Origin of the sequence: Microcoleus sp. CAWBG58, assembly GCF_020883045.1 — a bacterium.
Taxonomy (GTDB): Bacteria; Cyanobacteriota; Cyanobacteriia; order Cyanobacteriales; family Microcoleaceae; genus Microcoleus.
In genome coordinates this window covers 22,561-42,929 of sequence record NZ_JAHRFA010000064.1, presented here as the reverse complement: position 1 = coordinate 42,929, position 20,369 = coordinate 22,561, and the positions used below count along the sequence as shown (strand labels likewise).

Sequence of the window (20,369 nt, the reverse complement as noted above, 5' to 3'; positions counted from 1 at the left end):
TTGTTCTTTGAGAATGGACGCACGATTTGGCATAATGGAGAAAGATATTTTGGTTTGTAAGGCAACTATCTATGTATATCTTGCCTTACAGATTTTTTTTTGGTCACTTTTTCAGTGCCATTCGACTTTAGTCCGCATTTGGAGAGGACTAAAGTCCTCACTACGAACCCAGGTCAAGGTTGAGCTATTCGCTAATAATTTGCAAGCGAATCGAGCGTTCTCCATCGCCGAAATCCACTTCAATCTTTTCTCCCGAAAGACTGTCCAAGCATCCCAAAAGTAAGCGTAAATTTGGTGTGCTTGCTCCTGTATCGACGTACAATCTATCTGCCAAACTGCCTAAACGCTTCCAAACAGTGTAGAGTTTGACTACAGTTTGTTCTAGCAAGGCAGCTTGTTTTACAACATCCGCAGTGGTTCCCAAACAGCCGACTCGCAAAGATTCTTCCAAAGCCATTTCCATGTCTAGGTGAGACTGGTTGAGAGCTTGGACTTGGGCGGCAGCATCGAGATATTTCGATAAATTCTTGGCGTCGGAAGTTAGCTGTTTGACAGTATCTACATCGGGATTTTCTGCTACTTCTTTTTGAATTTCGCTTTGGTGAGATGGGGAGAGTTTCTCCATTTCCTTGACTAAAGGAGCGAGATAGCGGGAAGGAAGAGAACCACTAGATGCTTTTTCTTTGACTTCTTCTGGCAATAAATCGGAGTTCATTGCCATCCATTCATCGGATAGTTGTTTGACTTCACGCCTGGTAATACGATCGCCCTTTCCTGCCGCATCTGTTACCATTTGCTGTACTTCTGGAGATGCTTTGGCCGTTTCTACAAAGGCTCTTTTGCTGAAGTTCCTAATGGATTCTGGGTCTAAATCTCCTTGTTCGATTAGAGTATCGGCACTTTTAGCTAATTCTATCAAAGAATAGGCTTGACTTTTGCTGATTTCTCTTTCTTTTAGCCAATTCAAGAAGCCGGTACCGCGTCCGTCGCCGCCTTTTTTTTCTCTATCTCTGACTGTGCGGAGAATTTGTCCGCGCCAGATATCGGTTTGTAAGTCGAAACGATCGCACACTTTCCAGGCATTGTCAACCTGATTGTCAAAATCGAAGTCTGGTATTTGTTCGTCTTCGGGATCTGGTAATTGGAAATTGATATCTGTCAAGCCTCTGAGGGCTTCGGCAAGTTCTGTGGGAGATTGGGGGACTTCAGCCATTAGGGGAAATTTGTGTAGAGCGACAGCCGGTTTAATTGGGAATTTGCACAAATTAAGATTTGAGACGCTACCCGTAGTAGTAATGCGGGCAAGGGTGACACTACTGATAGAGTGTTTGTGCAAGTCATATCATTATTGCATGGCGGGGGGCGATCGGCGAAAAGATACTCAAAAAGACTCCAGGCACGCCCCGGATGGGACTTAATGCGAGTGCTGGCTGTAGGAGGATTGAGCTAAAGTGAATTAGGATATTAAAGCAACTAATAAGATGCTGGAAACTACCAAAAGTTACGATCGCTCTATCTCTTTACTAGGCTAGAATTGAGAACAATAGCTAAAAGGAAAAAGTCATGTCAGAACAAGACATCGCTAAGATTATTACGATCGAACCGGGGAAGCGTGGTGGCAAACCCTGTATTCGGGGCATGAGAATTACGGTTTATGACGTGTTGGAATATCTCGCTTCTGGGATGACTTATCAAGAAATTCTGGATGATTTTCCCTATCTGACGCAACAGGATATTTTGGCTTGTTTGAGTTTTGCGGCTAAACGAGAGCAGTTTATGTTAGTTGTTGGGTGATGAAACTACTTTTGTTTGACCAAAATCTCTCTCCTCGTCTTGTAGATCGAATAAATAGAGTAAAAATATGACAATTTACGATTTAACTTCGGCTAAAATTAGCCAACTGCCAGAGTCACTTGTTCAAGAAGTGAATGATTTTATAGACTTTTTACTCCTGAAATACCACAGTGAATTGCCACAGCTAACTGAATCAGACTTTTCTGACTATTTAAAGAATTTAGAAGCCTACGAAGAAAAGTTAGCGCAAGGAGAAATTCAATGGTAGGGGCTTCATCAGTAAATGTAACTTATACCAGAGGAGATATCATATTGTGTGATTTGAATCCGGTAGTTGGTACAGAGCAAGCTGGCATTAGACCTGTTGTCATCTTACAGATTGACCGTGCTAATGCAGTAAGTCCTCATACTATTATTGCACCTTTTACTACTAAGATTCGTCGAGCTCTTTTACCTTCTCATGTATTTGTACCCTCTGGAGTTGGGGGTTTAAATCAAGATTCCGTAATACTGTGCGAACAGATTCGAGTTATTGACAAATCCAGGGTTATTAGAGTAATCGGTCATTTAGATGACAATTATATGGATCGACTGGCAATAGCCGTGCGTGCAATTTTAGGTGTGTGAGCCTGAGAAACCGGGTTTCTTCAGACATCTCATGAGGAACCGTAAATCCTCAGAGAAACCCGGTTTCTTGGATGGTTAGTCGATCGCGCGGGACTCAGAAACCGGGTTTCTGCGGAAAATCTCATGAGGAAGCGTAAATCCTCAAAGAAACCCGGTTTCTTGGATTGTTGCGGGGAATCATAAACATTGGATCGATCGCAAGTCGGCGGAGGAAATAATGAATCAACTAGAATTTTTAGGAACTTACATCAGGTATGAATAAAAGCATCTAAGTCAGTGGTTGTAATTATCCTACCTTTGTGCTATATTTTTATCCAATTCAGTAAAATTTTTGTCAGGGCGATCGCCACAGCATCGCAATCAAAAAATAGCCACTATCTCCCTGCGTAAAGTCATGCCCCAAGACTTCTCCGGTAAAAATCTCCGAGGCCGCAACTTCAAAGGTCAAAACCTCACAGGTGCAAAATTCATCGGTGCAGACATCCGAGGCGCAAACTTCACCAATGCCATCCTCAAAGAAGCTGACTTCACTGGTGCCAAAGCCGGACTGCAACGCCGCTGGACAATTTTTCTAGTAACTATCTCGCTAGCTCTATCGGTAATATCGGGATTGCTGTCAGGCTTAACTACTGTTTGGGTAACAGTCTTTTTGAGTTCAAATAACATTAAAGAGTACACCCTTATTCCAGGTGTCTTATTGGTGATATTTTTGGCAATCTTCTTTATTGTTACCTTGCGTCAAGGTTTAGTGGCAGGGGCGGTGGCAGGGGCGGTGGCAGCGGCAGCCGCAAGGGCAGTTGTAGGTGCAGTGGCAGCAATAGTAGCAGGGGCAGGGGCAGTTGCAGGGGCAGTTGCAATGGCAGGGTCAGTTGCAGGAGCAGCGGCAGGGGCAGTTGCAGCGGCAGCTACAGCGACAGTAGCAGTGGCAGTAGCAGGGGCAGTAGCAGGAGCAATAGCAGGGGCAATAGCAGGGGCAGTAGCAGTGACAGTGGCAGTGGTAGTAGTAGTGGTAGCGGTAGGAGCAGCAGCAGCGACAATGGTGGCAGCAGCAGCGACAGGATTAGGTATTTATGTTGCTTGGCGTGCCCTAGCTGGGGATGAGAAACAGGCATTGATTCGCACGATAGCCATTGCCATTGCTGCTACAGGCGGTACCAGTTTTCGTGGCGCAGATTTAACTGATGCTACTTTCACTGAAGCAATTCTTAAAAGCACAGATTTCAGAAAAACAGATTTCAGAAAAACAGATTTGACTCGCACTTGCTTCCGCAACACAGACAAACTCGATCGCGCGCGAGTCGGTAATTCGATATTAGCTGATACCCGCGTTCGAGAATTACTCGTCACTGGTTATGGCTACAAAAAATTATATATTAGTGCGAATCTCGAAGGAGCAAACCTGACAGGTGTCAATCTCAACGAGGCTAATCTCAAGTACGCTAACCTCAGCGAAGCAACTTTGCATCAAGCTAATTTGGAATTCGCCAACCTCAGTGAAACTCAAGCCTTGGCAACAGATTTTACAGCATCTTCTTTTACAGGTGCTTGTTTGGAAGCTTGGAACATTGACGCTAATACAAAGCTCGATCGCGTTGACTGTCGGTTTATTTATCTCTTGGAAAACGCTAAACCGGGAACTGACGATCGCGATCGCCGCCCTCACCACATCAACAAGTGTTTTGAACCGGGCGATTTCGAGAAACTCTATAAAAAGATTCTGACAACCGTGCAAATCTTGCTTAAAGATGGGATTAACCCAGAAGCTTTTACCGCAGCTTTTCAGAAGTTGATGCAAGATTTTCCAGACATTACACCGGATTCAATTCAAGCTCTAGATAAAAAAGGAAACGATGTTTTACTGACTCTCAAAGTTTCCGAAGAAACTGATAAGGGAAAACTTGAGCAAAGTTGGGATAAAGTTTATCAAGGAAGACTAGAAGCTCAAAGGCAAGCCGAGCAATTAAAAAGTAAAGATGAAATTATTGCAATACAAAGACATCACTACCGTGTCTTTCAAGACTTTGTGAGAGGAGTGTTTAGTCAATCTTTGGTAAATCGTTCAAGCGTACCTCAGCCATCTAACCCTATAATAAACATTAGCAATCATTCTACAGCAGACAGTACAGCCACCAGCGATAACATCGACCAAAGTCGCAAAGCTGAAATTTCAGGGAGAAGGGTTAACGCTACCGGTGCCGGAGCATTTGGCTTAGGAGATACTAGCGGTACAGCAGCCAATACTATTAATAATTTGTCTGAAGATCGCAGTATAGATAAATTAGAAAAGGCGCTGGCAGACAAATACAAAGAAGAATTACGATCTCAAGAGCAGGCAGAATTAAAAGCTAAAGATGAAGAAATAGCTTTGTATCGTCAGGAAATAGCGGAACTGAGAGAAATAGCTAAAATTTTAGCGGAACAACCCATACAAATTAATATTAATCAGGAGGACAGCCAAGCATAAACTACTAGCATCACTATGGAAAGTGACGAAAGCCTGAGTCGAATCATAAAACTATATGAACAGACAATACAATCTTTAGAAGGCAAGCACAAATCTGAACTAAAAGCTAAAGATAGAGAAATAGAAATCTACCGTCAAAAAAGTTTGGAGCTAAATGAATTTGTAAAATTGCTCGCTAAGCGGCCTGTTAATGTTACGATTACTAATGAAGTTAAATCTACATCAGAGAGTAAAGTTATGAGTGACCAAATCGATCAAAGTCGTAAAATTGAATTTTCAGGCGGAACTGTTAACGCCAGCGGTGCCGGAGCGTTAGGTTTGGGAGATAACAGCGGTACAGTTGCCAATACAATTAATCAATTATCGGATTCTTCTGAACCTGACAAACCAGACATCAAAGAACTGTTGACTAAGTTACAAAGTGCGATCGCATCTGAAACTAATTTATCTGATGATGATAAAGCTGAAGCATTAGAACAGATAAAGATTTTGGAAAAATTAGGAGAAAATCCCCAAGAAAGCACGATGCAAAAGGCGGGGAAAACGGCAATGAAAATTATCAAAGGCACTATTGCTGGTTTACCGAGTGCAGCGACGTTGGTAGAAGCTTGCAGTAAGTTGTTGCCCGCGATCGCCAGTCTCTTACTTTTGCCGTAAAATTATTCAGGAATGTAAACAGAACTTACGCACTTCAACCAAAGAAACCGGGTTTTTTCGCAAATCTGCGAATCACAACGCGTCTTCTCGTAAAAACCCGGTTTCTCGGCCCCATGCGAAGCCCTAAAAAGGACTTAACCTTGCAACTTACCGCCCAGATTTTCTCGGCGGCGTACCGTCAGCCCGCTTCCGACGAATCAGTACACTCATCACCTGGCCAGCATTTGCCGCCCGTTGTACGGGACTCCAATCGCCAACTTCGGCAAATCCCAATCGGTATAAAGTGAGAATCGTTTCTCTGACACCCTGGGGCGAACCTACAACCGTTACCAGCACTATATCCTGTTCGGATATTTCTACTGGATCCGAATTTGGACAATCCTCTTCGAGGGCTTCGCTAACCGATTCGTTTTCGTCGGGGACGAATTCCTGTGACATATTATGTTCTCCTGACTTTGGGTTTTCTAAGGAAACCCAAAAATCCAGCCGCCCCGCTTTTCAACGCATAGCAGGGCGGCCGCAGAGAATGTTAAGATACTCCGAGCCTCCAGACTGCTGATACCAGTTTGGCGGTTATGCTGTCCTTGGCTGCTTGCTACAGCTTTGGACAGTGCAACTAGATTTTTGGGCGACGCGGGTTGCTTCCTCTAAAAGCAAAGCAACCTATTACTTCACAGGGTAGCCGCAGATGGGGGCCGCCGTCAACCGATTTTTGATTTTTGATTTTTGATTTTTGAACCGCGAAGACGCGAAGGGCGCGTTCGGCGAAGCTGTTCCCGAAGGGTAGGAAGAATTAGGAAGGAAGAAAGTATAGCCTTTCTCAAAAAGATGAGTTATAAAAGACAGTTTGCAAAACCACTAAACTCAGAGGGCTGAAGCCCAACAACGTACCTCATCTTTCTGATAACCGCTATAAGTAAATTGTTGCTGGCGATCGCAAATCTATTGTTTTTACCCTAAAATCTAAGATTAACCCCCAGTAAATACTCGGAATAACCACCCGAAAAGCATAACGCTTAAGAAAATAATGCCTCCGACAATTAACGTCAAACCTAACAGCAAAGCAGCTACAAATAACCAGTCAGCTTTTTTTCCAGCAGGTTCAGGCGAACCTAAATGAGCATCTAGCAATTCTATATTTTTGACATTAGCTTTCCAAGCAACATCCAACAAGTCTCCAGCCACGGGTACAGTGCCGGCAACTGTATCTAATACGATGTTTGCAGCCATTTGGATTAGGGTTTCTTGTGGCACTCCCATTTGAGCAGATTTAAACACAACATAACCTGCAAAAATTGAGCCGACTAAATCGCCGCCGCCCGGAATTAGTCCCAAGATTGGATCGAGTCCGATGCGGTATTTTGTGCCGGGAATTGGAATTGCGTTGTCGAGTAAATGGCTGATGCGGCGGAGTCGGCGCAAGGATGCAGCCTGAGATTTGCTCGAAGTATTTGCGGGGGAATTTTGTATAGGAGGACGAGACATTTAGATTACTCCTGATTGCAATATAATATTGATTCCGGCTTAAATACTGCCTTTATATCACGGGCGGGGGCGGGTTTATGAGATTGTCGATTAGTGGCAGTTATTTTTGGTGAACCCGCCCCTACAAAATTTAACATTATACAAGTCCGAATACAGAGAAACCCGGTCTCTATTCAAAACCGGGTTTCCTACTTCTAACTGCGGGCTTTTAGTTTAGCCTGCTATTTGTTGCCTTCTGTGAAGTCGGCATCAATCACGTCGTCGCCGCCGCCAGTCGGGCCGCCGTCTCCAGGGCCGCCGGGGCCGTCAGTCGGGCCGCCTGCTTGTTGGTACAGGTTACTGCTGACTGCATAGAATGCTTGCTGCAATTCGGTTGTCAGGGTTTTGATGCGATCGTCATCTTCACTCTCGATCGCAGCCCGCAAGTCTTTTAGCAAGCCTTCAATCTTGGTTTTGTCATCAGCAGGAACTTTATCGCCCAATTCTGCCAACTGCTTCTCGATTTGGTAGGCTTGAGAATCGGCTTGGTTTTTGCGATCGATCCTTTCGCGACGTTCTTTGTCAGCAGAAGCATTCGATTCGGCTTCCCGAACCATGCGATCGACTTCGTTGCTGGGCAAAGTAGAAGCACCGGTAATGCTGATAGATTGTTCTTTACCAGTACCTTTATCCTTAGCAGCTACATTCAAAATACCGTTGGCATCGATATCAAATGTAACTTCGATTTGAGGTACGCCGCGGGGGGCCGGTGGAACTCCATCTAAGCGGAAAGTTCCCAAATCTTTGTTGTCGTTTGCCATTTCCCGTTCGCCTTGCAAAACGTGAATTTCCACGTTTGTTTGGCCGTCTACAGCAGTCGAGAAAGTTTCCGACTTCTTGGTAGGAATTGTGGTGTTGCGGGGAATGATTTTGGTCATCACGCCGCCCAAGGTTTCGACGCCCAGAGACAGCGGAGTAACGTCGAGCAACAGGATGTCTTTGACTTCGCCTGCGAGCACGCCTGCTTGAATTGCTGCACCGACTGCAACTACTTCATCCGGGTTTACCGTTTGGTTGGGGTCTTTGCCGAGGATTTTTTTGACGAGTTCTTGCACGGCTGGGATGCGTGTAGAACCACCAACTAAGACGACTTCATTAATTGCAGATTTGTCGAGTTTGGCGTCGCGGATTGCGTTTTCTACGGGAATGCGAGAGCGATCGATCAAATCAGAACAAAGCTCTTCAAACTTGCCCCGAGTCAAGGTGGTGTCCAAGTGTTTTGGCCCGTCTTGAGTCGCGGTAATAAACGGCAAGTTGATTTCGGCTTGAGTAACGCTCGAAAGTTCAATCTTGGCTTTTTCGGCTGCTTCCGTCAGGCGTTGGAGTGCTTGTTTATCTTTGCGGAGGTCAATTCCTTCGGCTCTTTGGAATTCTCCGGCGATGAAATCAACAATCTTTTTGTCGAAGTCGTCACCACCGAGGTGAGTGTCTCCAGAAGTTGCTAGCACTTCAAATACGCCGTCGCCTACTTCGAGAATCGATACGTCGAAAGTACCGCCACCCAAGTCAAATACGAGGATGGTTTCGTTGCTCTTTTTATCTAATCCGTAGGCTAAAGCTGCTGCTGTAGGTTCGTTAATAATCCGCAGAACTTCAATACCGGCAATTTTTCCCGCGTCTTTAGTAGCTTGGCGCTGGGAATCGTTGAAGTAAGCGGGCACTGTAATTACCGCTTGGGTAACAGTTTCGCCGAGGTATTTGCTGGCATCTTCTACGAGTTTACGCAACACTTGCGCGGAAATTTCTTCGGGAGCAAATTGCTTGCCGCGGGCGGGACAGTCTAGTTTGAGGCTGTTCCCAACTTTCAGGACTTTGTAGGAAACTTCTGTGGTTTCGTGGGTTACTTCGTCAACCCGACGCCCGATAAACCGTTTTACTGAGTAAAAGGTGTTTTCGGCGTTCATCACGGCTTGACGCTTGGCGATTTGTCCGACGAGTTGATCGCCATTTTTAGCATATGCGACTACGGAAGGTGTGGTGCGACCCCCTTCGGCGTTGGCTATGACGGTGGGTTTGCCGCCTTCCATAACTGCGACGCAGGAGTTTGTCGTACCTAAGTCAATTCCAACTACTTTTCCCATAGGGGTGTTCCGGCTCCAATCTCTACAAAATTTTGGTTTTCTATCTGTGTGATAGTCTGGTTATTCAGAACTGCGATGCTACTTCGGGGTTTACGGGTAGTCAGATACATTTAACCCGGTAAATCCAGGACTAAGCCAGAATTAGCCGTGTATGGCAAGACGGGTGAAAGCAGCAAGCTCTCCCGTCAAGGAGGTATCTCTCAAAGCTTTCAACGAAATATTGAAAGCGCCATTTAATTCTCTGTCCACACTTTGAACAGGTTTTTGATGTGTATTCTTTCGTTATGTCTACTACAAAACTGCTATATTTAGCAGCTTGATGCTTCAACACTCGATCGACACTACCAGCTTTTACCTGATTATTCAAGAAGTTTCTAGAAAATCATTTACTTTGCATCAACAGTCTTCGATAGGGTGCTTATCTCTATACTGCGGGCGGTTAGACCTTGCGATGAAGGTGTATTTACCGAACCTGTTGGGGGACGGTTGCATCGGTGAGGCTTTTACTGCTACAGCTTTGGACTGCTTTTCTTTACTCTTCCTAATGTAGGGCGTGCGATCGATTCGGGCATTGTGGCAAACCGTATACGTTGTGTTGTATTTGCCGTCTTGGGTGTATAAATTTAGTTGGGCCGGTTTGGGCGATTGGTTGTGCGATCGCATCTTTTGGATGCCAAATATAACGGTTATCAGAAAGATGAGGTACGTTGTTGGGCTTGGGCCCTCTTAGTTTAAAGGTTTATGTAAGCTGTCAGTTATACCTCATCTTTTTGAGAAAGGCTATATAAGCTTTTATACGATGTCCATGCCAAGCGGACTGAATATCGTGTAATTTTAACTGTCAACTCTTCAACCCGCGAAGGCGGGTTTTGTTTGTGTAGACGCGGTTTCCAACCGCCGGATTTCAACCGCCCGGTTTCAACCAAATTTCAACCACCGCCGAATTTCAACTACCGCGGATCGCCAATTAAAATAAACGGCGACCAATAAAACGGATGGCGACTAATTTGACTCAACTTAGCTTGCCGCAAAGCTTCCCCTTTACTCATCCCTTTATTAATATTTTTATAAAACTCAACCATCAAATCTTTAGTAGCTGAATCATCAACACTCCACAAACTCGCCATCACAGCTTGCGCGCCCGCCCGCTCGAATATATAGGCCATTCCCGATATTTCTTCACCGTTGGAATTCGCTTGTATGGCGGTTTCGCAAGCACTTAAAGTAATGAGTCTAGTGTTTTGCAATCCCAATAAGGCGGCATCGCGAATATTGAATTGGGTTTCAGCAAACAGCAATGTATTTTCGTCCATGCCCAAATTTTGAGCTTCGGGAAACCCAACTCTATAAATCTAACAAGTTGGGTTTCGTTCCTCAGCCCAAGCTAAAACTGAACGCACTCCTACCGAAAGAAACCGGGTTTTTATCGAATCTGCGGGCTACAACGAAATATTTTCGTAAAAAACCCGGTTTCTGACCCCCGATGGACTCAATAAGGAGTCGCTACAATTGTTATCGTCTTTTTCTGCACATTAAATCGCATTTCATCGACGAAAAATCGCTTGTTTTTCGGTACGTTCAAAATGTATTTTAGTTGCGCGCTATCGACGACAGGCGAACTCAGTTGCACCACAGCTTCACCTTTAGCAGCATTTTTCAGCTCAAAAGCACTCATGGGAATGCCATTCCATATGGCTGAATCGAAGCGCCGATAACGAAGCCCCCGATTACTCTTAGGTGGTGGCGTACTTTTGGGAAACATGATGTTCTCAATTTGGCTCAACGGGAGCGATCGCTGTTGCCCGGATGCCTCTATCCATAATTTTTGCCCTTTCCGATCTATTTTTACAACTTGGCCATCTCTTTTTTCACCTCCTTTCATCACAATTTGCGCTTGCGTCCGTAATGTTACGGGTACCGTCTGGCTAGCATTAGCTTGTGCTTGTATGGATAGCAAATTTTGTGGTTGGCTGGCAGCATTGACTTGTGCTCCCATACCCGCTGTTATTGTAAAAAATCCTACAACTAGAAATGAAAGTGTGTTGCGTTTCATAATGTCCCTAAACCCCCTTCAATGATAAGCGTTAACTCCGCTACCGTTATAAAATTGTATTTCACTTCTTTTGAAGGTGATTCAGTACATTTTTTGAAGGTGATTCTGTGACCGCTTCTCCCCAACCGACTCCCCAACCGATTCCCCAACCAACTCCCCAGCCGACTCCCCCGAATCCCCAACCGACTACCCCACAGACTCCTGAACCGAATATTTTAGGTAACTTTGCTAGTATTGTTGGTTTGCTTGGTACAGCTTTGTTTTTCACAGGCTGGATTTATCGCTGGTCTTATTTTTACTACTTTCAATTAGAGGTAATGACCCTTGATTTACCAGTAGAATCGTTTTTTATAGTACCGATTCAGGTTTTTTTTGCTGACCACTGGACGACCCTCAAAAGTTTACTCGCGTTTCTGCTAACCTCTCTAGCTATTTACCACATTTTGTGGGTATTTGATATTGTAAATAGGAAATTTTCTGCTATAGTCAATTGGATAATAACGTTGTCTTCCTCTGCTCGCATAACCAGAACTCCGTGGCTTTATCACCCACTGATATCTTGGCAGCAATTTAATACCGATCGATTTAAATCGATTAAATTGGTAAGATCGCTGGCTAACGAAATTATTATCGTTAGTTTGGTATTACTAATGTTGTTTTGGTCTGCTCGCTACCAAGGTATTGCCGATGCCCGACGCGATGCAGGGGAAAATTCGTCTTTACCCGCAGTCACTTTAATCGGCAAGAAAGATAACATTGCTTTAGGCAGAAAACCCGATGATGTTGGCTTTACACTCAATCCAAAAGAATTTAAAGCGATCGGCGATATAGGTCGATTTACAGATTTGAGCACAAAAGATTTTAATAACTCCAAACAAGCTAGAGTTTGGCGGTTGCTTTTGGAGAGAGGAAACTGGATTTATCTGTTTCCTGCTTTAACAACAGAACAGCAAAAAGACCCAAAATCACGCCCGCCAGTGATGGCCATTCAACAAAGTCAATCAGGCGATCAGTTGCTAATTATCAGTCCCGAACCTTCTAAACCGTCTAAATAAAGTCAGGGGGTTGATGGAATGCCAAAATTGTCTCGATGTTAATCGTTAGACAGTTAAATTAACTTTTAGGTTGCGTTGCCTCAGACATTGATTATTTCGATTTCAACAGGTTTTTCTGGGGAACATTACACATTTCCTAAGCAACTCCATAGCCAGTATATGGACGCTTGTAAGGTGGATGCAACCCTAAAATAATATCCTCTTTGGGTACTCCCATCTCAACTAATTCTTGTCCTAAATCAGCTTTTGTCATATTGCGTTGAATCCAGATTTTACCATCCTTGATATCTAAGTGAATGAAACAGTTATAAATCCGCTTGTATCCCTCCCAGCCAATGTCTAAAATTTGGTAATGGTCTTGTTCTGTATCGAACACCAACTGACATTCAACATCTGAATTTGGATCGACTGTGGCATGAGTGGTTAGTAACTGGCGGATAAATTGGCGGTACTTCTCTATTCTTTCCATTAAATGATTACCTCCTGTACTGGTTCGTAGACGATTAACTTCACTCCTCCCCATGAATCAGGGGAGGGAGAAAGAAATTTACAATTGATTAAGCCCGATCGCAATCGCACTCCCACACAACCTCAAACACACCCCCCGGAATAAACCGACACAACGCCCGCCGCCGATCGTCCGCATCTTGGCGGTTCACAAAACGGGCGATCGTATAATGCTGAGCATTCGGTAAAATTCGGACGATCGCCCAAGAAATGCGATCTGACTCTTCCGATGTTTTCGATCGCGCATTTGAGTTGAGTTGGTAGGCGCGATCGGCAATTACCGGAGAATTGGCTTTTCTGAGAGTGTTGAGATAGCGGGCGATCGTACTTCCCTTCAGATTCGCGCCGACACGCAGAATCAGAAACACCGCAAAGCTTTCGAGCTCTGGCCCAGTCATGCGCGCGCCAGTGGCATCAAAATCGTCATCCGAGTAGTTGCGGATGCGTGACAGCAGTTGCGTGATGCCAAAATCATTCAAAGCTTGTTGATAGCCGCGACTATATTCGCTCTCGTCGCTTCCAGGTCTTACCATAGAGATTGTCTCCTTGCTTATTTGGGAGCCATAAGCCAGCGCGGGCCGTAGGAAGTTCAGCGCTGGCTTTTGACTCTCTAAGAGTATACCACTTAAACACCGTATATATGTGTAGTAAATGACGCAGGCTCGACAAAAGAGCACAGATACAGCACAATGACGATCGCCCTAGACATGAAAATACTGAGCCTCTGATGACCAAACGCTTAACCACTTATTTGGCTGATGGAATCCATGACATCCTTGAAGAGTGGGCAGATCGAGAACGCCGTTCAGTCAGCAGCTTGTCAGCATTCATTTTGGAACAAGCAGCCAGAGAATATCAAAAGGAAATGAAACAACAGCCCGCGCCATCCGATGAGAAGCAGGAGAAGAGTTGAGTGCGGTTCGCGCGATCGCCCGAATTCGGCAGACTGGTGGCTGAAATCCTTGCTGCCAGACGGTTGTGCAACAAGTCTATTCTGCTGCGACTTCAAAATTTATGCGATCGTAAATATCCGTCAAGCTAATTTGGAACTCAACCGAGTCCATTGCTAATACAGAATCTTCTGACTCATACTCAGTAAAGAGCCATTTATCATTAGCCGTCTTAGTCAATTGTTCGACATGATATTTGTATTGGTCAATTAAAATATATTCCCGAAGTTCAGGAATCGATCGATAATAAAGAAACTTCTCCCCTCTGTCATAATCTTTAGTAGATTTCGACAAAACCTCAACAATTAGCAACGGATTTGTCACAGTCGTGGTGTTGTTTTCCAGATAAACCGGTTCATCCTGAATCACCATCACATCTGGATAAGTGTACAGACGATAACGCGGTATCCACAACCGCATATCATTGATAAAAATCTCGTAATTTTGCCCGCTCACAGTCAAGGGAAATCTTTTGTATAAATTCCCAGCAATTTTATTGTGATTAGCTGTTCCACCAGTCATCGGTAATATTTTTCCATCTAGATATTCGCTTTTGTATTCCGCAGCTTCGTCTAAAGCTAAATATTCTTCGGGAGTATAGTAGCGTTTTTCTGTTTCTGCCAACATACTATATTTCTCCTATCCAATTTTATATCTATCATTGCATTGTATCATATTTATGATAATGTAATTATCTCTCGCACACAATAATCTGTAGGAAACGGCACTGCTGTATCCTAATCTGTAGCTAGATTTTTATGTATAATAGACCTCTTGCAAAAATCCTTTTCATCAATTTATGGGACGGGTTCTCCTGCTCGTTCCACAATAAAAAATAAATCTTGTGGGATGGGCATCCTGCCCGTCCTAACTATTTTTGCAAGAGATATATAGCGTTTCTCAAAAAGATGAGGTATAATAGACAGCTTGCAAAACCACTAAATTCAGAGGGCTAAAGCCCAACAAAGTCCGCGAATCTTTCTGATAACCGCTATAATTATCACGGCTGACAGATGGGGGTCAGAAACTCCGTTTCTACGAGATTTTGGGGACAGGAACGAGAAATATACGAGGAAACCGGGTTTCTAATCTCAGCGCGCGTCCAGGACTAATTTAAAAATATTATGAAATTTATCGGCATCGATTTAGGTTGGAGTTCAGGCGCCAGCGGTTTGTGCTGCTTAAATTGGGAAAATAACCAATTACAATTCATCGAGTGCGATCGCCAACAATCACTTAACGACATCCTCACCTGGATCGATCGCCAAATCGGGTCAACCGAACCAGCCATCATCGCCGTAGACGCCCCCACAATCATCACCAACCTAACAGGAATGCGCGAGGCCGACAAACTCACCCACAAACACTTCGGGCGCTACCACGCAGGCTGCTATCCCGCCAACCTTTCGAGGCCTTTCGCCCAAAAAACGGTAGAATTCGGCCTTTGTTTGGAAGCCAGAGGATTTGTCCATGCACCAACTATTGAAGCTAAGAAATTAGGAAGATATCAAATAGAAGTGTTTCCCCATCCAGCCACAATTAATCTATTTCAATTAGATAGAATCATCAAATACAAAAAAGGAAAACTGGCAGAGCGTCAACTAGAATTGATGAAACTCTGCCAGTATATTATCGATATTTTACCGAGCCTTGAACCCTATCTAAATCTGTCTTGTAGCACAGGAATTTTGCCTGTGAGCGGTGGTTCAAAAATCCCCGAAATCCCCACCAGTGTTGCAACTCTCAAAGCCTTAGAAGACCAGCTAGATGCCTTGCTGTGCGCTTATATCGGCGCTCACTGGTGGTACTGGGGAATAGAGCGGAATTTGGTTTTGGGCGATCGCGCCACAGGTTACATCGTCATTCCTCAACTTTGATAAGAAGAGGGGGAGGGGGGGAGAGGGGGAGAGGGGGAGAGAGGGAGCATCTGTAGTTTTGCATTTACAGTGCTGTCCCCGCTCGCGTGATTATACACACACGCGAGCGGGGACAGCACTACAATAAAAAATGATTTTTGCAAAACACAGGTGTTCGCGGGGGAGAGGGGGAGAATTAGGAAAATCTTCCTTTATTCTCCTGACAACACTCAACTAAGAGGGCGGGCACGGGGGCGCCGCCCCTACTGACAACTGACAACTGACAACTGACAACTGTCAACTGTCAACTGTCAACTGTCAACTGTTTAATGTGCCCAGAGAATCACACCAACTTCATAGGGACTGCTGAGATTGTCGTGCTTCGGCAAAACCCGCAGCGACAAACCTTGCAAGCCGCTAGAAGTATAAGTAATGTCAGCCGTATAAAGACTGGCATTATTAGGATCTTCACCCAAATACTCCATTACCATCGGCACGCCGCCGACAATATCTCCGTTAGCATCAACCGAACCTTGATACAGTTCAACTTGCACATCCGCAGGTGTCAATCCCATCAGATTGATGCGAGATTTAACAGCGATCGACTGATTGACCTTAACTTCCTTATCCTGGGAAATATCAACAGCCTCAATCTTAATGTTCTGCCACTTCCCGAGGACGTGTTTCTTCCATTGAGACAACTCCTTCGCCGGAGCGCACCCGTCGGAAGTCATGGTGTGATAGCGATCGCTCACGGGGAAATAAGCCCGCCGCGCGTAATCCTTCACCATCCGAGCAGTATTGAAGAAAGGACAGTTCAAAGCAATAGAATCCTTCATTTTTGCCGTCCAACCCCGAGGAATTCCATCAGAATCCCGGTTGTAAAACAGCGGTACAACTTCCTTTTCCATCAAGTCGTACAAAGCATTCGCCTCGACTTCATCCTGATACTTAGTATCTTCGTAAAACTCGCCATGTCCGATCGGCCAACCAGTGCGAACATAATCCGCTTCATCCCACCAACCGTCAAGAATGCTGAGGTTTGGCAAACCGTTCATCGAAGCTTTCATCCCGGAAGTACCAGAAGCCTCACGGGGACGGCGCGGCGTATTCAGCCACACATCGCAACCGGACACCATCATCCGAGCGACGTTAATGTCGTAATTCGGCAGAAACACCATCGAATTGATGGTTTCGTGCTCGCGGATGAAGTGAACGATATCCCGAATCAATTCCTTACCCGGAATATCCATCGGGTGAGCTTTCCCAGCAATCACAAACTGCACGGGGCGGTTTTTGTCCCGCATGATCCGCATAATTCGATCGACATCGCGCAAAAACAGCGTCGCCCGCTTGTAAGTAGCAAAACGGCGTGCAAACCCGATCGTCAGCACCTTCGGATCGAGAGCCTCGCGCGCGTGCTCAATTTCCGTTTGAGCCGCCCCGCGCTCGCGCAGAGTCTTTTGCAACCATTCCCGTGCAAATACTACCAACTCCGATCGACAGCGTTCGTGATTCCGCCACAATTCCTCATCAGGAATCGATGACATCCGATCCCACAGTCGATCGTCCTTGCGAGTCATTTCCCAATCCGGGCCAAGATAGCGATCGTACAATTCCTGAGTAGACTTGGCAACACAACTGCGAGCGTGAACCCCGTTTGTAATCGAAGTAATCGGCACCTCTTCCTCAGGCAAACCCGGCCATAACCCTTGGAACATCGGGCGCGACACGACACCGTGCAAAGCCGCCACCCCGTTGACAAAACTCGACATTTTAATTGCCAAAATTGCCATATTCAAAGGCCCAGACAAATCTTTAGTATCCTCCCGGCCCAATCCCAGGAACTCATCTTGCGACAAGCCAAACATCTTGGGATACTGACCCAGATAGTGCATCACCATATCCGGCTCGAACAAGTCAAACCCAGCAGGCACAGGCGTGTGAGTCGTAAACATACTGCTCGAAATCACCACCTGTTCCGCTTCCAAGAAACTCAGGTGATGTTCCTCCATCAGCATCCGGATGCGTTCCAAAGCCATGAAAGCCGCGTGGCCTTCATTCATGTGATAAGCCGTAACTGTCAAGCCCAAAGCCTTGAGCATTTTCACGCCGCCGATGCCCAACATGATTTCTTGGTGCATCCGGAGAGTTTTGTCGCCACCGTACAGTTGGTCTGTAATATCTTGGTCGTAGCGGCTGTTAGGTTCAATATTTGTATCCATTAGGTACAGAGGCACGGTGCCCACCTGTACCCGCCAAATCCGGGCGTATACCTTGCGGCCGGGATAGTCCACCTCAATCCGCAATTCCGAACCGTCGGGATTGCGTTCTAGGTGCAGCGGCATATTGTAGAAATCGTTCAGCGGATAGCGTTCTTGCTGCCAGCCGTCGGCGTTGAGATATTGCGAAAAATAGCCTTCTTGATACAGCAAGCCTACGCCAGCCAAGGGCAAGCCCAAGTCGCTAGCAGATTTGAGGTGGTCGCCTGCGAGTACGCCCAAACCGCCGGAATAGATGGGTAGGGCTTTAACTAAGCCGAATTCCATCGAAAAGTAAGCGTAGCATTCCTGGCGATCGGTGCCGCGCTGTTTGCGATACCAGGCCCGATTTTTGAGATAATCGTCTAGCTGCTGGGCTGCTCGGTTCATTTGAGCAATGAAGCCTTCATCTTCTGCCATTTCTTGCAGTCGCTCTTGAGAAATGGTTCCGAGCATCAGCACCGGGTTTTGATTGCTGGAATCCCAGAGATCTCGATCGAGCCGGCGGAAGAGGTCTTTGGTATCGACGTTCCAGTCCCAGTGCAAGTTGTAGGCAAGTTTGCGTAGGGGTTCGAGAATTGCCGGCAGAGACGGGGAAACGTTAAATGTGCGAATTGGCTGCATAGACAAAGCATTTATGTTGGGGTAGCGATATTTTCGTCTGTCTTTTGGCACAAATCCGTTATTCTGCACACTATTTTAAGTTTTAAGTCGATCGGGCGATCGATCGCCAAGATCGATCGGTCGTAAAAGCCATCCAGCTTGTTTAAGAGTGCTGCAATGCCCGCAGCACCTGCGGGCATTGCAGGGCCAGCGATCGAGCTGCATGGCACACCCATAAATGCGATATTCATCGCGCTATTCGTTGTAATTGATGAGGTATCGCTCGCGGGGGATATCGAAGATTAACCGAAAAGGTGATCTATTTTGTCCAAACTCCAAAATTAAAGCGGCGATTAAAGATAATTGCGATCGCTAATTATTCTTCACTTCCAGCCAGCCTTTGATTGCCCCAATAATAAACGCCCCGGCTGGATTATCGATAGCTTTTTCTAACGCTGCTAAACCACCTTCTTTCGCAGCATTTATAACTTTTTGTTTCATTGTTGGGTTAGTCTCGATGTGTTTAACCACTTCCGTTGCCACTACCATATCTCTTGCTGGTATATCGCTAGGATAGCTGGTTTCTAGGTGCTTGAGTAATGCTTGAATTTCGCCTGCTGCTTGCACTAAACTTTGAGGCTTTCCTGCGGCATAGTAATTTCCCTGAATGTAACTACCTTGAATATGTTTGTTGAAATTACCGCCACCTGTGTTAACAGTCCAGTTTTCATTGTTACTCATCTTGATATCTCCTTAAGTTATTACAATTGAAATTTGATACCTGATTGATTAGTGAGCTACAGCCACACACTTCTATCTACCAATTACTAAATCTTGCTTCGTCTATCTTCTCTTTCGCTTCATCGATTGCCCAGTCTTTGCCAGAACAACATTTACCACTTTCATTACACAGAGGACCATTTATCTTGTAATACCACCAAAAATCATCTTTGTCTGATTCCAGATAAATTGTATGTCTTTCATAGTTAATGTTTTCTCCATGATTTTCTTCTTCATAGCCTGTTGTTTGATTGAATAGATACTTATGTTGAATTAAAAGCCTAACAAATTCTTGAAAAACTTCACTGTCATCAGCATTTTCGTCAATATGAAACTTGCCTTTAACGTAGGGCTTATTTCGAGTCTCTTCGGCTAACTCTTTAGCCATTTGGTTTATTGCTTGCTTTGTATTATATCCTTGACTTTGCATTTCAGTTAAAATAACTCGAAAATCATTAAGAATGGAAGTAATATCTTTGCTCATGTCTACACGGTTGTCTTGTATGTTTATATAATCACCTTGTATATAATTACCTTCAACTACTCCATTATAGTTTCCACCATCTGTATTGATGTTATTATTTGTAGTTAAATTATTCTGATCTTCTAAATCAGATAGTTTATGATTATTTCTAACACCTCTTTGTCGCTTTAAGTGTAGATAAAGACCAAGGGCAAGAATTATTATACCAAGAATAACACTAAACACGTATTTGTTCTCAGCTATTAATTGAACAACTAATTGAGCAACTTGAACAATTAATAATGCAGCTAAAATTAGGTATATACTCTTTTCAGTATTAGACAGCCTGTCTCTAAAGTGATGAAACAGTTTTACTGAAATTTTTCTTACATAGCTCATACTATGGCAATAGTATTTGTAATTTGAGTAGCACGTCAACAATACCAACTTCCTCCAGAAATGGATATAGTATAGATCATTATACATCTGTGATTAATATCACAGATGTCAATGACCAAACGTGATGCTGCAAAAGTAAGGTCTTGGTATTAGCATCACCAAAAGTTCCCAAGAGCTAAAAACATCTGCGTATTTAGCAACATTTTTTATACCACTTCGTGCAAGGAATCAGCGTCATTTCTATGGCGCGATCGAGATTGTATCAGACGATCGCTCGCTTTTACTGTTATCGATC

General features: G+C 44.7%; 23 protein-coding genes. 8 read left to right on the top strand and 15 right to left on the bottom strand.

The genetic code is table 11. The features are described 5' to 3' along the window. Positions 1-184 precede the first annotated feature (184 nt). Entirely contained in the window at positions 185-1,213 is a 1,029-nt protein-coding gene (locus tag QZ918_RS24085; protein WP_293142578.1) for a hypothetical protein, read from the bottom strand. A gap of 350 nt (positions 1,214-1,563) precedes the next feature. Between QZ918_RS24085 and QZ918_RS24080 the strand changes: the two genes are divergently transcribed. From QZ918_RS24080 to QZ918_RS24060, 5 genes are all read left to right on the top strand, one after another. Then, positions 1,564-1,794 carry a DUF433 domain-containing protein gene (locus tag QZ918_RS24080; protein ID WP_265239574.1) on the top strand — a complete coding sequence of 77 codons (231 nt, stop codon included), beginning with the start codon at positions 1,564-1,566 and terminating at the stop codon, positions 1,792-1,794. A 67-nt stretch (positions 1,795-1,861) separates the two neighbouring features. Continuing rightward, positions 1,862-2,062: a DUF2281 domain-containing protein gene (locus QZ918_RS24075; protein WP_293339121.1), complete on the top strand. Its 201-nt coding sequence runs from the start codon at positions 1,862-1,864 to the stop codon at positions 2,060-2,062. Continuing rightward, a complete protein-coding gene (locus QZ918_RS24070; protein WP_293339119.1) occupies positions 2,056-2,421 on the top strand; it encodes a type II toxin-antitoxin system PemK/MazF family toxin in 366 nt (121 codons plus the stop codon). The genes QZ918_RS24075 and QZ918_RS24070 overlap by 7 nt, the downstream gene beginning before the upstream one ends. 331 nt (positions 2,422-2,752) lie before the next feature. Next, complete coding sequence (locus tag QZ918_RS24065) at positions 2,753-4,885, top strand: pentapeptide repeat-containing protein (protein WP_293339116.1); 2,133 nt, start codon at positions 2,753-2,755, stop codon at positions 4,883-4,885. A gap of 15 nt (positions 4,886-4,900) precedes the next feature. Next, positions 4,901-5,542 carry a hypothetical protein gene (locus tag QZ918_RS24060; RefSeq protein WP_293339114.1) on the top strand — a complete coding sequence of 214 codons (642 nt, stop codon included), beginning with the start codon at positions 4,901-4,903 and terminating at the stop codon, positions 5,540-5,542. Positions 5,543-5,689: 147 nt separating this feature from the next. On the opposite strand, the gene QZ918_RS24055 is transcribed toward QZ918_RS24060, so the two are convergent. The 7 genes from QZ918_RS24055 to QZ918_RS24025 all read right to left on the bottom strand — a co-directional run bounded on the left by QZ918_RS24055 (position 5,690) and on the right by QZ918_RS24025 (position 11,200). Beyond that, on the bottom strand, positions 5,690-5,980 hold the full coding sequence (locus tag QZ918_RS24055; protein WP_293339111.1) for a hypothetical protein: 291 nt from the start codon (positions 5,978-5,980) through the stop codon (positions 5,690-5,692). A 531-nt stretch (positions 5,981-6,511) separates the two neighbouring features. Continuing rightward, positions 6,512-7,027, bottom strand: a complete 516-nt coding sequence (locus QZ918_RS24050) for a DUF4112 domain-containing protein (RefSeq protein ID WP_293339108.1) — start codon at positions 7,025-7,027, stop codon at positions 6,512-6,514. Between the two features lie 221 nt (positions 7,028-7,248). Then, positions 7,249-9,147, bottom strand: a complete 1,899-nt coding sequence (dnaK, locus tag QZ918_RS24045) for a molecular chaperone DnaK (protein WP_293142547.1) — start codon at positions 9,145-9,147, stop codon at positions 7,249-7,251. A 130-nt stretch (positions 9,148-9,277) separates the two neighbouring features. Further along, complete coding sequence (locus QZ918_RS24040) at positions 9,278-9,478, bottom strand: zinc ribbon domain-containing protein (RefSeq protein ID WP_293143285.1); 201 nt, start codon at positions 9,476-9,478, stop codon at positions 9,278-9,280. A 65-nt stretch (positions 9,479-9,543) separates the two neighbouring features. After that, entirely contained in the window at positions 9,544-9,810 is a 267-nt protein-coding gene (locus QZ918_RS24035; protein ID WP_293339105.1) for a hypothetical protein, read from the bottom strand. A 287-nt stretch (positions 9,811-10,097) separates the two neighbouring features. Beyond that, on the bottom strand, positions 10,098-10,460 hold the full coding sequence (locus tag QZ918_RS24030; RefSeq protein WP_293339102.1) for a CHAT domain-containing protein: 363 nt from the start codon (positions 10,458-10,460) through the stop codon (positions 10,098-10,100). Between the two features lie 176 nt (positions 10,461-10,636). Beyond that, a complete protein-coding gene (locus QZ918_RS24025) occupies positions 10,637-11,200 on the bottom strand; it encodes a hypothetical protein (protein ID WP_293339099.1) in 564 nt (187 codons plus the stop codon). A 107-nt stretch (positions 11,201-11,307) separates the two neighbouring features. Here QZ918_RS24025 and QZ918_RS24020 point away from each other — a divergent pair, with 107 nt between their 5' ends. Beyond that, on the top strand, positions 11,308-12,255 hold the full coding sequence (locus QZ918_RS24020; RefSeq protein WP_293339096.1) for a hypothetical protein: 948 nt from the start codon (positions 11,308-11,310) through the stop codon (positions 12,253-12,255). A gap of 136 nt (positions 12,256-12,391) precedes the next feature. On the opposite strand, the gene QZ918_RS24015 is transcribed toward QZ918_RS24020, so the two are convergent. Both QZ918_RS24015 and QZ918_RS24010 read right to left on the bottom strand, forming a co-directional pair. After that, on the bottom strand, positions 12,392-12,724 hold the full coding sequence (locus QZ918_RS24015) for a XisI protein (RefSeq protein ID WP_293339093.1): 333 nt from the start codon (positions 12,722-12,724) through the stop codon (positions 12,392-12,394). Positions 12,725-12,812: 88 nt separating this feature from the next. After that, positions 12,813-13,295 carry a hypothetical protein gene (locus QZ918_RS24010; RefSeq protein ID WP_293339090.1) on the bottom strand — a complete coding sequence of 161 codons (483 nt, stop codon included), beginning with the start codon at positions 13,293-13,295 and terminating at the stop codon, positions 12,813-12,815. A gap of 194 nt (positions 13,296-13,489) precedes the next feature. On the opposite strand from QZ918_RS24010, the gene QZ918_RS24005 reads away from it, so the two are divergent. Continuing rightward, on the top strand, positions 13,490-13,675 hold the full coding sequence (locus QZ918_RS24005; protein WP_293339088.1) for a ribbon-helix-helix domain-containing protein: 186 nt from the start codon (positions 13,490-13,492) through the stop codon (positions 13,673-13,675). A 76-nt stretch (positions 13,676-13,751) separates the two neighbouring features. Here the strand turns inward: QZ918_RS24005 and QZ918_RS24000 are convergent, their stop codons facing one another. After that, on the bottom strand, positions 13,752-14,339 hold the full coding sequence (locus QZ918_RS24000) for a Uma2 family endonuclease (RefSeq protein WP_293339086.1): 588 nt from the start codon (positions 14,337-14,339) through the stop codon (positions 13,752-13,754). A 497-nt stretch (positions 14,340-14,836) separates the two neighbouring features. On the opposite strand from QZ918_RS24000, the gene QZ918_RS23995 reads away from it, so the two are divergent. Continuing rightward, positions 14,837-15,589, top strand: a complete 753-nt coding sequence (locus QZ918_RS23995; RefSeq protein WP_293339084.1) for a DUF429 domain-containing protein — start codon at positions 14,837-14,839, stop codon at positions 15,587-15,589. A gap of 305 nt (positions 15,590-15,894) precedes the next feature. Here the strand turns inward: QZ918_RS23995 and glgP are convergent, their stop codons facing one another. From glgP to QZ918_RS23975, 4 genes are all read right to left on the bottom strand, one after another. Beyond that, positions 15,895-18,453, bottom strand: coding sequence for an alpha-glucan family phosphorylase (gene glgP / locus QZ918_RS23990; RefSeq protein WP_293339082.1), 2,559 nt, complete (start codon positions 18,451-18,453; stop codon positions 15,895-15,897). An 11-nt stretch (positions 18,454-18,464) separates the two neighbouring features. Further along, on the bottom strand, positions 18,465-18,683 hold the full coding sequence (locus QZ918_RS23985) for a hypothetical protein (RefSeq protein ID WP_293339080.1): 219 nt from the start codon (positions 18,681-18,683) through the stop codon (positions 18,465-18,467). 121 nt (positions 18,684-18,804) lie between these two features. Then, positions 18,805-19,173 carry a hypothetical protein gene (locus QZ918_RS23980; RefSeq protein ID WP_293339077.1) on the bottom strand — a complete coding sequence of 123 codons (369 nt, stop codon included), beginning with the start codon at positions 19,171-19,173 and terminating at the stop codon, positions 18,805-18,807. Between the two features lie 76 nt (positions 19,174-19,249). Then, positions 19,250-20,074 (bottom strand): hypothetical protein, encoded by an 825-nt coding sequence (locus tag QZ918_RS23975; RefSeq protein ID WP_293339074.1) that lies wholly within the window; start codon positions 20,072-20,074, stop codon positions 19,250-19,252. Positions 20,075-20,369: the final 295 nt, after the last annotated feature.